Annotated in this window: 9 protein-coding genes; 7 read left to right on the top strand and 2 right to left on the bottom strand. The window is 39.9% G+C overall.

What is annotated here, in order from left to right; translation table 11 throughout:
- Nucleotides 1–78 precede the first annotated feature (78 nt).
- The 7 genes from DBR40_RS04470 to bla all read left to right on the top strand — a co-directional run bounded on the left by DBR40_RS04470 (nucleotide 79) and on the right by bla (nucleotide 10,575).
- Nucleotides 79–654 carry an RNA polymerase sigma factor gene (locus tag DBR40_RS04470; RefSeq protein ID WP_124558609.1) on the top strand — a complete coding sequence of 192 codons (576 nt, stop codon included), beginning with the start codon at nucleotides 79–81 and terminating at the stop codon, nucleotides 652–654.
- A gap of 150 nt (nucleotides 655–804) precedes the next feature.
- A complete protein-coding gene (locus DBR40_RS04465; protein ID WP_124558608.1) occupies nucleotides 805–1,935 on the top strand; it encodes a FecR family protein in 1,131 nt (376 codons plus the stop codon).
- Nucleotides 1,936–2,159: 224 nt separating this feature from the next.
- Nucleotides 2,160–5,633: a SusC/RagA family TonB-linked outer membrane protein gene (locus DBR40_RS04460; protein WP_124558607.1), complete on the top strand. Its 3,474-nt coding sequence runs from the start codon at nucleotides 2,160–2,162 to the stop codon at nucleotides 5,631–5,633.
- Between the two features lie 33 nt (nucleotides 5,634–5,666).
- Nucleotides 5,667–7,160, top strand: coding sequence for a RagB/SusD family nutrient uptake outer membrane protein (locus DBR40_RS04455; protein WP_124558606.1), 1,494 nt, complete (start codon nucleotides 5,667–5,669; stop codon nucleotides 7,158–7,160).
- A 9-nt stretch (nucleotides 7,161–7,169) separates the two neighbouring features.
- Nucleotides 7,170–8,366 (top strand): TlpA disulfide reductase family protein, encoded by a 1,197-nt coding sequence (locus DBR40_RS04450; RefSeq protein WP_124558605.1) that lies wholly within the window; start codon nucleotides 7,170–7,172, stop codon nucleotides 8,364–8,366.
- Nucleotides 8,367–8,380: 14 nt separating this feature from the next.
- Entirely contained in the window at nucleotides 8,381–9,577 is a 1,197-nt protein-coding gene (locus DBR40_RS04445) for a TlpA disulfide reductase family protein (RefSeq protein ID WP_124558604.1), read from the top strand.
- Between the two features lie 134 nt (nucleotides 9,578–9,711).
- A complete protein-coding gene (bla, locus tag DBR40_RS04440) occupies nucleotides 9,712–10,575 on the top strand; it encodes a subclass B3 metallo-beta-lactamase (RefSeq protein WP_370526658.1) in 864 nt (287 codons plus the stop codon).
- Between the two features lie 873 nt (nucleotides 10,576–11,448).
- Here bla and DBR40_RS04435 read toward each other — a convergent pair.
- Together DBR40_RS04435 and DBR40_RS04430 are read right to left on the bottom strand one after the other, a co-directional pair.
- Entirely contained in the window at nucleotides 11,449–12,846 is a 1,398-nt protein-coding gene (locus tag DBR40_RS04435; protein ID WP_124558602.1) for an endonuclease/exonuclease/phosphatase family protein, read from the bottom strand.
- 60 nt (nucleotides 12,847–12,906) lie between these two features.
- A complete protein-coding gene (locus tag DBR40_RS04430; protein ID WP_124558601.1) occupies nucleotides 12,907–14,211 on the bottom strand; it encodes a DUF3472 domain-containing protein in 1,305 nt (434 codons plus the stop codon).
- Between the last annotated feature and the right edge of the window lie 578 nt (nucleotides 14,212–14,789).

The following is a 14,789-nucleotide window of genomic DNA, read 5'->3' as shown; positions in this document are numbered from 1 at the left end:
TTTGCCCGTTTTTTTTTGGTATTTCGCTAGCTTTTTATTGTATTCGTAGTTTCTAAGACATAAATTTGAAAGAGAAACATGGATATATACAGGGATTATAGTGATCAGGAGCTTTGCTCACTTCTTAAAGAAGGAGATCGCCCGGCCTATATCGAAATTTATAAGCGTTACAATAGCCTGTTGTTTCTATATGCATACAAAAAACTTCGAAATAGGGAAGAAGCTAAAGACGCGGTGCAAGAAGTATTTATTCAGCTATGGAACCGCCACCTGCACCTGTCATTTAATAGCTCATTAGCAGGATATCTTTATCAGTCTGTTCGTAACCGGGCACTCAATATATTTGCACACCAGCAGATTGAACAAAAATACATCGATTCTTTAAACGATTTTCTGGGTACCCATGCCTCAGATACCGATTACCTGATCAGGGAAAAAGAAATTGCGGCACTAATTGATAACGAAATCAATGCGCTTCCTCCTAAAATGCGCCAGGTATTTTTGTTAAGCCGTAAAGAACATAAAACTTATAAAGAAATCGCAGCCGAGATGAATATCTCAGAGGATACCGTAAATACCCAAATGAAAAGGGCACTGAAAACTATGAGAGACAAATTAGGCCCTCTTTTTATCCTGTTAGGCTTCTTTTACTAAAACTTATTCTATTTCTTGTTTGTGTTTAATGTGTTGATATGCAGTGTTTTGTGTTTGAGTTGGTGTTTTTGTTAGAAAAAAATAAAAACCTTGTCACTGTATAGCTTCCCTTAACTGTCATGGATATAATTAGCGCCAAAACAAACCACCATGAATAACGCCGAAAAACTATTAGCGAAATATAAAACCGGGCAATGCTCCGACGCAGAAATATTAATACTACAAAACTGGTTTCATCATTTACATGAAACGGAAGATATAAAGTTAGGAGATGAAGATTTTGAACAGGTAGAAAAGGAGATGTGGAATGTGATTGCAGCAGAAGCACCAGGTACTAAGGTTGTACACGTGGCTAATTTCCGTTTCAGGTATTGGGCGGCGGCAGCATTTGTAGCCGCACTTGGAGGATTGTTTTTTTATAAAATGTATTTGCAGCAGAGCAGTATCGGAGCTACTAGCAATACTATTAAGCCTGGCGAGCAAACGGCAACACTTATTTTAGCTAATGGCAAAAAAATTATGCTGTCAAATACTTTAAATAACAATGCCATAACCGAACATGGTGTACGGATAACCAAAACAGCAGATGGGAAGTTGATGTATAACATTATAGGAAACGCGGCCGATACCAGCGTTTACAACACCTTATCGACAGCAAAAGGACAGCAATACAGTGTGGTGCTACCAGATGGATCGTTGGTTTACCTCAATGCATCATCATCCATTACTTATTCTACAGGCTTGAACCACACTGCCCGAAGGAAGATTAAATTAGTTGGAGAGGCTTATTTTGAGGTTGCGAAAAACAAGAAGCATCCATTTGAAGTTTTTAGCGGAAATCAAAAGGTAGAAGTACTGGGTACACATTTTAACATTAATAGCTATAACGATGAACCCGCTACAAAAACAACACTGCTTGAAGGTAGCGTAAAAGTTTCTCCGATTGCCGAACAAGCAAATCAGTATAAGGTGCTGGTTCCGGGAGAGCAGGCCGTATTAAGCAACGGTATAATTCGGGTAGAAACAGTGAACCCCGAAGAGGCAATATATTGGAAAGATAACAAATTCAGTTTCCATAGCGAAGATATAGAAACCGTTATGCGTGAAGTATCCAGGTGGTACAACGTAGATGTTGTTTATCAGGATGATGTTAAACACGTAAAAGTAAGCGGCTCTGTTTCGCGCTTTGCAGATATAACCATGTTGCTTGATAAACTGGAAAAAACAGGCTTATTGAAATTTACGATACAGGGCAAAAATATTATCGTATCAAAAGCCTAGCAAATTATAATCAATTAATTAGAACCATAAACTAAACTAAACCAAACAGATGAAGAAAAATCTACAACCAAAGAGCTGACTCAGCTTATAGGAGAGGTACCATAAAGCGTAGAGGTGTTCTAGCCCCTCTACGCAAATGCCTGGGTACCATCCTGAACGGGAAATAATCCCGAAAAGACCGACTGAATATCAATCTTGAACCTAAACCCAAACCCTACAAAAGTATGAATAAATCTACTTTTAACCTAGGTGTGCCGTTTAACCGGCTGCGCCCTAAAATTTTCATGGCTATGAAAATAACTACTTTTCTGGTTTTAGCCATCTGTATGCAGGTAAGTGCCAGCACATTTGGCCAAAGTATAACGCTCTCCCAAAAAAACGTTTCTTTAATTGAAACACTTAAGAAAATAAAGCAACTCTCTGGTTACGATGTACTTTATGGCGATGAAATTTTGCCAAAAGCCAAAAACGTAAGTTTTAAACTGTCTAATGTAACACTGGATGCCGCATTGGAAGAAATTTTTAAAGGGCAAGACCTTACTTACTCTATTAGCGATAAAACCATTGTGATTAAGAAAAAAGAGCTTGATTTTTTAGACCGGCTCATCAATCGCATCAGTGCTATCGAAATTAGAGGGAAGGTGGTAGACGAAAAAGGATTACCCATGAGCAGTGTGAGCATTAAAACCAAAAATGGTGGAAAAGCTGTTTATACCAATAGCGAAGGTACCTTTGCCATTAATGTAGAAAACGAAGATGTTGTACTTGTTTTCTCGTACGTAGGCTATGCCACCAGAGAGCTTAATGCCAGAAACAACATGACAGTTGTTATGCAGCCAGATGTTTCTAACCTGGAACAGGTAGTTGTAACTGGTTATACCCAGAAAAAAGCATCAGAACTTACCGGCAGTGTGCAGAGCATTAGCGGTGAAACATTGCGTAATGGCGTATCAACAGTAAACGGGTTGGCCATGTTGAAAGGTGTAGCAGCAGGCTTATACATTGTAGAACAAGGTGGTAGTGTAGCCAACCGCGGTCAGGTGGTTTTACGTGGGCAGAGCAGCTTTAATGATGCTTCTAATACTAACTACGGCCCGCTTATTGTGATAGATGGGGTAATTACCAATGCTGCAAACCTGCAGGATATTATTGATCCCCAGGATATTGAAAGCATCAACATTTTAAGAGATGCTGCCTCTACCGCAATTTATGGTTCGAGGGCAGCACAGGGGGTAATTGTGGTGGTAACCAAGCGCGGTAATGTTGGCAAAACGAAAATAAATTTTGGGGTGAATTACGGAAAGGTACAAAATAACCGTGCCATCCGGTTTATGAATACCGCAGAAGCTACTACCCATATTACCAAATACATGCAAGCATTGTATAATGGCACGGCATCTTTAAGAACCACCTATCCCACCTTTAATCAGTATTTTAATACCACCCGCATTTTTTCTGATGCAGATTTGGCTGTAGATACCGAATGGGATAACAAGGCCTTTTTTACGGATGGTAATCAGCGCGATATTAATCTCTCTGTTTCCAGCGGAACCGATAAAACTAAATTCTACACCGCGTTAAACTGGAATAAACAGGATGGCACCCTGCTGGATGATGGAGTAAACCGTAAATCTCTCCGGGTTAATGTCGATCAAAAGATTACAGATAAACTTACTTTCAGTTTAAATACCAATGCCATCTTAGATAATTATACTTCAACCAATAGCGAAAGTCAGTATTATCTGTTTCAGCCCTGGGTTTCGCCAAATTATGCCAATGGCGCTTTGGCCGATTCGATTTCTAATTATACCTATAGGGCAACAGGTGCGCGTTTAACACAGTATTACGATAATCCATTATACTCACATGAGTACAATACGGTAAAAACAAGCCGCTTAAATTTATTGGGAACAGGTATTTTAAAATATGCCATTACACCGTGGTTATCAGTACAATCTGCTAACTCTATCAATTATAATAACAACAGCGTAAACGGTTATAAAGATCCGCGGACTTATAGAGGAAGGTATGATGGAGCTGCATCTAATCGGATTTATGTGAATGGAGCCTTAACCCTTAACGATACCAAGAGCACGTATTTCTTAACTTCGAACTTAATTAATTTTAACAAGACTTTAGGAGATCACCAGCTTTCGGCAATTATTGGTCAGGAATATTCGCGTACCCATTCCGAAAATGTATCGATATCGGCTTACAATAGCCCATATCCCGGCGAACGTAATTTGGGCGCATTTTTAACCTATGGTACCTGGATTAATAAGTTAACCGGTACACCGGCAATCCCTTCATCAACAGCACCAATAGATAAAGCTTCTTTCTCGGTTTTTAGTGAAATTAATGATAGCTATAAATCGCGTTATTTTGCTTCAGCCTCTATCAGGAGAGATGGATCTACTAATTTTGGGATTAACAACCGCAATGGTACTTTTTACGCAGTAAGCGGGGGCTGGTTAATTAGTGGCGAAGAATTTATGCGGGGTGCCAAAGTGATCAGCAATCTGAAGCTGCGGGCCTCTTATGGTACATCGGGAAGAGAAGCAGGAGCCGACTACCTGAATTTTACCACTTACAGCGATGCGGTATTTTACAATACCACTACTACTTCGGGCTCTACTATTAACCGCTTAGGAAATGATAATATTACCTGGGAAACTACCTATGCGACCAATTTAGGATTGGATATCGGATTATTTAAAAGAGTTAATTTAAGTATCGATTTCTACAATAAAGACAGTAAAAACCTGCTTCAGAATGTGCCATTGCCGAGTTATGTGGGCTTTAGCTCGCAATACCGTAACGTAGGCGAAATCAGAAACAGAGGGATCGATTTACAGTTGAATACAGAGAATATCCGTTCAAAAGATTTCAGCTGGTCCATGAATTTCAATATCAGTTTTAATAAAAATAAACTGGTTTCCATTAAAGGCGATTCGCTAATTGATGGTTACAGTGGATCTTACTACCGCTATATTGGCGATGACATTAACACCTTAAAAGCCATTAAATATGTTGGCGTAAACCCGGCAAATGGACGGCCACAGTTTGAACGTTTGTTGGCTAATGGGCAAATACAGATTGTAGATAGTATTGCGCTTGTTAAGGCCGATCGTTTACGTGGTTTTCAGAATATCGGTTCGGCAACCCCTAAATTTTTTGGTGGCTGGACCAACAATTTTCGCTACAAGAATTTTAATCTGAGTCTTTTGTTCAATTTCTCTTACGGAAACAAAATCATGAACAATGCTGTAAGAAGCTTTGTTGACCCTACAGCCTGGCAGGCAGGATTTAATATTCCGCAACCCAATAGTGCCATTCGTTTTTGGCAGGGGCCTGGCGATACCGATGCCAATTATCCAAACTTCTACGATCTGGCTTTCAGTCAACGTGGCGGTATTAACATCAATTCCTCTCTGCTCTATGTAGATGCCAGCTATGCCCGTTTGCGTAACGTTCGCTTCGGCTATGATGTACCTGCTTTGGCTTTAAAGAAAATACACCTCGCTTCGCTTAACGTTTATGCAAGTATGGATAATGTATTTGTAATTAAATCAAAAGATTTGTTTGCATCAGACCCCGAAGGAGCAACTATTGGCGGCACATCCAATGCCTACAGCGGTACAGGCGTGGCCAGTGGTATGCCCAGAAGGTTTGTTGTGGGTTTAACCGCCGGGTTTTAATTATTGATTCCATATTAACTTAAGCACAATACAATGAAAAGAAAAATATTTAATATAGGATGTATTGGGGTATTGCTAATGATAGGTACTCTATCTGCCTGCAAAAAGCAGTTAGATAGTCTTGCTCCCCATAATGTAAACTTCGAAAATCAGCAGTTTGGATCGCCTAATGGCTATACAAAAGCTACCATTGGCAATTATACAGCCTTATACACAAGCTATGAAACGCCCTGGTTTAATATTAGCGAATATCGTGGTAACAACGTAAAGGTTATTGATGTTACTTCTACCAGTAGCGCTGCCGATTTACAAAACACGGATGCTTTTAAATACAATAACTCCGAATCTAAAGATTTTGGCCTGTCTGATGCCTTTTGGTTTGCCTCTTATAAAGCGCTACTGGGCGTAAATGTATTCCTTAAAAACGTATCGGCTACCGAAACCAATAATGTGATTTTACAGGCAAAGGCAGAAAACCTGTTTTTAAGAGCTTTTATCAATTTTAACCTGCTCCGTGTTTACGGCCGGCCATATTACCAGAGTCCGGCTACCAATTTAGGCATTCCGATTATTACAGCGCCTCTAGATCTGACTGCAACACCGCCGGCAAGAGCTTCAGTGCAGGCCTCTTACGATCAGGTGATTGCAGATTTAAACCAGTCTATTGCTACCTTTAAATCAAAAGGTGTAAATAGTTTTGCTTCTAAATATGGTGCATTTGCCTTGCTCTCGAGGGTATACCTTTATATGAGTGGTACTTTTGATCAGCCAAATGCCAATTACGCCAGGCTATCTGCGCAAGCAGCCGATTCTGTTATCCTAAACGGAGGTTATCGCTTACTGCAAGGTACAGCATATTCCAATTACTATGCAGCAAGTAATCAGCTAAATACCGAAACCATTTGGGCAATTAACCACGAAGCCAGTACCTCTAATCTGCCAATTTTGTTAATGCAGCCTCAGGGAACTTACGTAGGGCTTTATACAACCGGGCAGATTAAACCTTCGCCTGATTTGTTGGGTAAACTGGCTGCTACCGATTTGAGAAAGAATTTTTACTTTACAGATCTCTATCCAGGCAATACTACCGATGTATTAAGCACCAACAAATACAGTTATCGTTTCTTCAATGGAGTTAACGGCGTGTACTATTCCTATGCTGCTTTTAATCATTTAAGGCTGGCAGAAGTTTACCTGAACAGGGCAGAGGCGAGGCTAAAAGCGGGAGACACAGGCGGTGCACTGGCCGATTTAAATGTAATTCATACCCGTGCCGGATTAACAGCCCTTGTTGGTTTATCAGGTCAGGCCCTGTTTGATGCTATTTTATTAGAGCGAAGATTAGAGCTGGCTTTCGAAGGACATAACAGTTACGATTACTTTAGAAATGGCCTTCCGATGGTGCGGAATTATAGTTCCTTTAATTCGCCACCATTAACTGTTAACCCAACTGATGCCAAAGTGGTGATGCGAATTTCTCAGCTCGTTTTAACCGAAAATCCAAACATTATTCAAAACCAACAATAAACTACCCATATGAAAAGATATATTTTATTTATGGCAACACTGCTTGCCGTATTCAGTGTACAGGCACAGCAAAAATTTACCCTCAAAGGCCAGATAAATGGCAAAGAAACCGGGATGTTGAAATTAAGGTACACCCAGCCTGATGGTCAGGTAGTTCAGGATAGCGCCGCCATAACCGGAGGGAAGTTCGAATTTAAAGGTACACTAACCGAACCCTTAATGGCATATATTATGGGCAATGTAAAAAGGCAATCGATGGATGACCCTAATTTGGGTTCTTTATTTTTAGCTCCGGGAGAGTTAAAACTGCTCTTAACCGAAGGAGAATTTAAAGATCTGAAATTAACCGGTTCCAAACCTCACGATGAGTATAAAGCAGTAGAGCAATTGAAAGCTCCTATTGGCGAAGAAACCAAGCCCATTTTAGCTAAGCTCCAAAAAGCCAGCGATGCTTATGTACAGGCTAAAAAAGAAAACCGACCCGATGCAGAGCAGGATGCCTTAAGAGAAAAAGCTGCTGAAATCAGAGATGAGCTCGAGCCATTTAATTTAAAAAGGGATAAAATTGATCTTGATTTTATTAGCCACAATCCCAATTCCTATTATGCAGCATTTTTGCTTGGTTTCAAAATATCGGGTTTAAAACTGGCAGACGCTAAAAAATATTACGAAGCTTTTAGCCCTGCAGTTAAAGCGAGTAGCTATGGTAAAAAGATGCTAAAAGAAGTTCAGAGCCTTCAATCAGGTTCTCCGGGTAGCACTGCATTTGGTTTCGCTAAAAAGGACATCAACGGACAAGATTTAAGCCTGGCTGATTTTAAGGGAAAGAAATACGTATTGCTCGATTTTTGGGCGAGCTGGTGTGTGCCTTGCCGTAAAGGTAATCCACACTTACTTTCACTATATAGTAAGTACAAAGATAAAGGCCTGGAAATTATCGGTGTTGCAGACGATGACAGTGCCCAGGCTGCCTGGAAGAGGGCAGTAGAGCAAGATAAGATCGGTGTTTGGAAACATATATTGCGCGGTTTAAAACGTACACCAACCGGCTTTGACCGATCAGAAGATACGAGCGATGGTTACGGAATCCATACGCTCCCAACCAAAATATTAATTGATAAGAATGGGATTATTGTTGGGCGCTACGGTGGTGGCGGAGAAAGTGATGAAGAAATGGATAAAAAATTAGCCAGTATTTTTAACTAATCATATTAAATAAGATGAATACAATACTAAAGAAAATAAATTTATCGCTGTTTGGTGTATTGTGCCTATGCATGTCGCTAAAGGCTCAGTCTCCAGCCGGATATATATTGAAAGGTACTACCCACGGAATTAAAAACGGGAAAGTTTACCTTTCCAGATATAATGAAGAAGATAGGACTTCTACCAATATTGATAGTACGAATGTAATAAACGGTGCTTTCATTTTTAAAGGTAAACTGGCCAGTGCAGAACAGCTGGGCCTAAACATAAAACCCGGTAACTGGTCTGCTAACCTTTTTTTAGAGAATGGTACAGTTAACATCAGTATCGATACAGCTGGAGCTGATCATTACGATTATACCAAATATGGACAGGGAAAAGGCGCACGCTTAAAAAAGGTAATAGTTAAAGGATCCAGAAGTCAGGATCAGCTGGATGCACTTGAAAACAATCCTGCACTTGCAGAAACCAAATCGAAAAGGGAAGCCCTGGGTAAGCAATACACTGCCGAAAAGAACGCAGAGAAAAAGGAAGCACTAAAAGCTGCTATCGGCAAATTAACCGAAGAACACAATGCCATTCAATTTAAGCTAATCAATCAATTTATAAGTCAGAACCCATCTGCGGTATCAGGAGTATATGCTTTTGGTAATTACTATAAATTTAATTCCACTATGCCCGTTGCAACTTTAAGCAACACAATTCAACAATTTAAAGGAGAAGCTAAAACCAGTAGTTATTACATTTCGCTTGCCAAACAACTTAAAGATAGGGAGGCACTTTTGCCAGGTAACATTGCGCCCGATTTCACTTTATTGAAAAGAGACAGTACCAAATTATCGCTTTCTGATTTGAGTGGAAAATATGTGATGATAGATTTCTGGGCAAGTTGGTGTAAGCCCTGTAGAGAAGCTATTCCGCACTGGAAACAGGTTTATGAAAAATACCACAACAAAGGTTTTGAAATATTAAGCGTATCAGATGATAGCAAGTGGAACGATTGGATTAAAGCAATGGATATTGAGCAGATGCCATGGCCACAGGTTATAGATGAATTTCCTAAAAAGATGATGCCTGCAAGAGTTGGAAGCATGTACCAGGTACATTTTATCCCATTCTATGTGTTGTTAGATAAAGAAGGAAAAATACTGGTTTATGGCGACGATGAAAAAATAATTGATGCGAAACTCGCAGCCCTTCTGGGAAGTTAACAATAGCAAACTGGTCTTAGCATTTAGCTGAGGCCAGTTTGTGTTTTTATAGTTGTTTACCAACAGAAAAAATACCAATAAAAATGTCGCAATTCAGTGTAGATTTTAAATCTTTGTATATGCTAAAGATATCTATAAAAACATTTTTAATTGCGCTCAATGTGCTATTATTCAACACCATTGTTTCTGCACAGCATGTAGTAGAACCTGCCAATAATCCGGCAGAATGGTCAAAACCTTACCAGCCTTTTCGCATTGCAGGTAACCTGTATTATGTAGGCACTTACGATCTGGCCTGCTACCTCATTACCACACCAAAAGGGCACATCCTCATAAATACCGGATTGGCTAATTCGGCCAGTCAGATTAAAGCCAACGTAGAGGCGCTGGGTTTTAAGTTTGCCGATATTAAAATACTTTCTACAACACAGGCACATTTCGACCACATGGGTGCTATGGGTACCATTAAAAAACAAACCGGGGCTAAACTGGTAATCGATGCAAAAGATGCCGATGTGATGGCAAGTGGTGGCCGTACCGATTATGCACTTGGCGGAAAAGTAAGTTCTTACGCTCCGCTAAAGGCCGATCGGCTTTTAAAAAATGGCGATTCGGTTAAATTGGGTAATATGGCTTTAGTACTGTTGCACCACCCCGGCCATACCAAAGGCTCGTGCAGTTTTTTGTTTAATGTTAAAGACGGTAAAAAAACATACCGCGTACTAATTGCCAATATGCCAACCATTGTAACCCACGAAAGGTTTGATCAGATCAGCACATATCCGGAAATAGCCAAAGATTACGCCTATACACTTGGTGCCATGAAAAAGCTTTCGTTCGATATCTGGTTGTCATCACACGCCAGTCAGTTTAACCTGCACACCAAACACCAACCCGGCGATGCCTATAATCCTGCTGCATTTATCGATAGAAAAGGTTACGATCAAACACTAGCCGATTTGCAAAAAGAATACAACAAGAAGATTAATAGTAAGTAAGTATTGAATGATTTAATTTTGAATGAGTGAATGTTTATAGCGTAGTGCCTATTCCTTCATTCAAAATTCAATCATTCTTAAATAGTGTGTCATTCTGAGCCTGTCGAAGAACTTTCGTTCATCTGTATTAGGTAACTTCTAAATCGGATTAATGATTGAATATTTTTAGCACGATGCCCATTCCCTCATTCAAGATTCAATCATGCTAACATTATTAACAAACGCTGTTTAGTGAACGTTTGCGTAATATAAAGAAGCCAAACCCACCCATAATGAGAATTAATATGGGCAAATCAGTGTCCAATGGGCAAGCAATATAAGTTATTATTGAAAAAAGGTACCCTCTGGGATAGTCTATCCCCGCGCTTCTTAACGTACAAGATCCAAATCCGCCAAGGGCAGACTTGTTAGAACAGGCCAGATCAGTGTATAAACCTGAATAATTAATATCGTAATCAAAGGTTGTTCCTGTAACAATGGTCTGGTATACGTTGCCATATACGGCATCATAACAGGCTTGTCCTGAAACTGGGGTTATTTGTGGACCCGCAAACACTAAATTCCTACTTGTTAAAACTAAAAACAGTAAGCATAGAGGCAAAATTGTCTTCATGCGCAACAACTACTTCAAGAAATATATTTACAATTAGGGGACGGACGGATCAAATGTAACATTTTTTTTGCAAAAGCAAAATGAAGCAATCTTTCATCCTTTTCTTCCTCTATTTCTCCTCTGGAAAGATTGCTTCATGCTATCGCTCAATCCGGCTGCTTCGTTCGCAATAACAAATTGGTATAGTCATACGAGGCTGCCATTTGCTGCTATAAGTCTGTTAGATAGTTGCTTATTTAGATTTGTTTACTCGTTGATAACTAATTACCATAAGTAAAAGAAACTCTTGGCGCTATTTCAACATAACCATTATCTTTAAAATAAGCCACAAAGTAAGTGCCCGAAGGGCTATTGGCAGGCAAAGTTAGTGTTGCACTTCCGGTGGCAATGCCATTGGTATATTTCCAGGCAGTAGCATAATTACTGGTGCCCGGTACTTTGCCGTTTTGATAAATACCAACCCAGGCCTGAGGATCAGCAGAGCCGTTTGCAAAATTTACCGTAATCGTTTCTCCCGTTAAATAAGCAGTTTTGTTTACCCCAACAGTTGGCTGTACGGTTGTAATCGAAAAGGTAGTAATTACACCTTTATGATCAGAAGGCCATGTTCCGGTTGGAATAACAAAAGGATTGGTGTAAGTGGCATCTTCGTAACCCTGACCACGAACAATAGAACCAGAAGGCCCAAATACAATCGATTCATCAACACTCACTCTATCGTTGTTATCTGCGTAATAAATATAATCAATACGGTCTCTTTCATCTGCATCCGGTGCCCAAACTAGCGACGATAAACTGGCACTGGTGTTAAAAGCTGCCCAGGTAAATCCGGGAGCGAGTACAGGATTCGGATTTTTGACCCGGTACGAATCTTTATATCCTTTGGCATACAAAGCCACACTGCCTTGCCAGGGCACAATGGTCCCATGATGATCGAACAGATTTTTTTGAGCATCAACCCAGTCTAAATGCGAAGGTTCGTTAAAATCTCCGCCCAATATCACAATTCTTCCGCTTTCCCTTTCCAGCTTTGCATCGTTAATAAAGGCGTTTATTTCTTCATCTCTGCTCGATTGTAAGTTCGAAGCCAAAACCGCATTTACATCTGTAACGGGTTGGCTTATTTTTTGAAAGCTGTTACCATCATAACCTCTTGGCAGGTAACAGGCATAATTTAAATAATCTAAATGCGCCGAATATACTGCAACCTCTGTGTTAACATTAAGCTTAACAATGGCTTTATCAAACGAATTGCCGTATATACCCGCTTTAAATGAAGCGATCGGATATCGGGATACAATACCCACATTATCATCTTTAAACGAATAAAATGTAAGGTTTTTTTGCTGTAATGCCGCCACAATTCTGGCGCTAAAATTTGTATTGCTGTAATTACGTACTTCACTTAAAGTAATAATATCGGCTCCCGATTGTACAATCGCATCTACAATACCATTAAAGCCTCCAGCTACCTTTGTACCCTCTTGCCAAACATTTAATTGCAAAACTTTTAGCTTAATTGGGGTTGAGGTAGAAGTGGTCTCGAGCGTTTTGGGTTTAAGCGAGCTTGTATTGTTTGCTGCAGTTAACGATTGGTCTTTTTTGCAGCTCATAAAAAGCAAACCGGTTAGGCAAATAACCAAGTAATTATTTTTCATAATTTTTGTGGAGATAAAATATCCCAGGCATCCATTATCGGAAACCTGGGATATGATGAGTTAAGGTAATGTAGTTAAATTAACACTTGGTGCTGTACCCGTTGCTGTTCTGCTTAAAGCGGTGCCATAACTGGTATAGGTTGCAAAGAACCCCCCGTTTTTAAGGTAAAAACTATTGCCCGTTACACCACCCTGGTAATCCATTCGCTGCTCTGCCGATGCTGTAGCATCATAACTAAAACTCGCATTGGTAACCTCTGTCCAGCTGCCTGCACTGGTTTTGTACCACTGGTTACCATAATTACAGCTTCTTTGTAAATAGCCCTGATCGGGATTAAAGTTTTCGATAAACGAATATACACCAGTTAAGTAAGCTGTAGTATTCGGACGTTTCCACTGAGCCAGTACTTTCCAAACGCCGTTTTCGGGCGCATAAAACCAGGCCGTATAATCAGAGCCACCAGTACCATCAGGTTTACCTTGCAATAAGAATTTATAAGTTGTACCGGCAACCAAGTTAAACAACATGTACGATTGGCCTCCGGTGCCTTCGCCGCCAAAACCGTTGGTGGTTACATCGGTTCCTTTTCTAACCAGGGTAGTAGAGCCTGTTGATGGATCCCAAACCGAAAATAAAACCCTTCTTTCAGTAGCCGAATTTACCTGCATACCAAAATAACCTCCGCTAAAACCATCGGCCATAAAGTACGAGCCTATTTTATCCTGTCCGCTCGGAACATTCAGTTCGCTGTAAAACCATTCGGTGCCCGATGGTACGGTGTAATTTAAGTGGCAGGATGGGCCTCTTCGCGACCAGTAATAATCTGCAACCGTGTTGGCATATTGCACGTTCGATGCAACTACAGGCCCGCTGATTACGAGGTCAGAAATATCGCCAAAATAGCTGCCTGTTTTACTAACGCCTTGAATATCTACCCTAACATAACCGGTCGCAGTAATATTTACAGTGCCAATGTTGGTGGTGGTAGCCGTTGTGCCGGTAATGGTTTTGTTAAATACAGTTCCGTTAACAGTTACTTTAATGTTACTGCTGCCCGAAGGTACAGTGCCTTTTACAGCAACCGTTAAGCTACCTGTAAGGCCTAAACGAAACCAAACACTGGTAATGGTACTGGCCGAGGTCCAGTTGTGCAGGCCCGTATCATTAATTAATCCGCCGGTGCCCGCAGTATAGGCGTTACCACCTAAGCCTACGTTTAACGAAGTGCCACCTAAGCTTTCGGTAACTGCAATGTTGTTTTTAATTTCTGCAGCTGCGGTGTCTTGTAAGGTTTCAGTTTTTTTACAGGAGAAAAGGACAAGCAATAATAACATGCTTGTGGCAAATGAAGCTGTTTTTTTCATTTTTTGTGATTTTGGTTAGTATATGGTTTATTAATTAAGTTGCACTTACCCAATCGTCTTGTAAATACAAGAGATCATTTTGCTTAACCTAGCCCCATTCTTCAACTGGAAATACCTTGCCTGTGTGCAGGCAATTAAGATTGCTATAACTTAGCCGCTAATCCGTTTTTGTAGATTGTAGCGCAATAACAGAAGCTTTTTGCTGCTAACCTAAAGTCAAGTTAACCACTGGCAGCAGAAAAAAAATAAGTTTCTAAGCGCAAACGTTTGCCTGTTTACAACTTATATTTCTAAATAAATCCAACTACATTTTTTTATAGCGCAAATTTTATTCTGGTTGTAGTTTTAAATAGGGAAGAATCGAAGAGAAATGTTGAGGGCTATAAAATGGTGTTGAAAATCAATTAATTAATAAATTTTTAGTTGATTTTTTTAGCCTTGTTTTTGATTAAGGGCAAACGTTTGTGTGAAGAATTGTTAATTATCCACTATTTTATTAGTTATTTATTATTTTAACTTTGACTAGTCTTATTGATCATTGTTTTTGATTCAATAAGGTTATAAAATTTTTCAATTAC

The organism is Pedobacter sp. KBW01 (genome assembly GCF_003852395.1).
Classification (GTDB): Bacteria; Bacteroidota; Bacteroidia; order Sphingobacteriales; family Sphingobacteriaceae; genus Pedobacter.
Note: the sequence above shows the minus strand (reverse complement) of the source record. Positions and strands in the feature narration are given on the sequence as shown.

What these genes read in the sequence shown, in the direction of transcription:
- DBR40_RS04465 (WP_124558608.1), top strand. Translation starts at nt 805, where the DNA reads ATGAATAACGCCGAAAAACTATTAGCGAAATATAAAACCGGGCAATGC.
- DBR40_RS04435 (WP_124558602.1), bottom strand. Translation starts at nt 12,846, where the DNA reads ATGAAAAATAATTACTTGGTTATTTGCCTAACCGGTTTGCTTTTTATG.
- DBR40_RS04430 (WP_124558601.1), bottom strand. Translation starts at nt 14,211, where the DNA reads ATGAAAAAAACAGCTTCATTTGCCACAAGCATGTTATTATTGCTTGTC.
- DBR40_RS04450 (WP_124558605.1), top strand. Translation starts at nt 7,170, where the DNA reads ATGAAAAGATATATTTTATTTATGGCAACACTGCTTGCCGTATTCAGT.
- DBR40_RS04470 (WP_124558609.1), top strand. Translation starts at nt 79, where the DNA reads ATGGATATATACAGGGATTATAGTGATCAGGAGCTTTGCTCACTTCTT.
- DBR40_RS04445 (WP_124558604.1), top strand. Translation starts at nt 8,381, where the DNA reads ATGAATACAATACTAAAGAAAATAAATTTATCGCTGTTTGGTGTATTG.
- DBR40_RS04460 (WP_124558607.1), top strand. Translation starts at nt 2,160, where the DNA reads ATGAATAAATCTACTTTTAACCTAGGTGTGCCGTTTAACCGGCTGCGC.
- DBR40_RS04455 (WP_124558606.1), top strand. Translation starts at nt 5,667, where the DNA reads ATGAAAAGAAAAATATTTAATATAGGATGTATTGGGGTATTGCTAATG.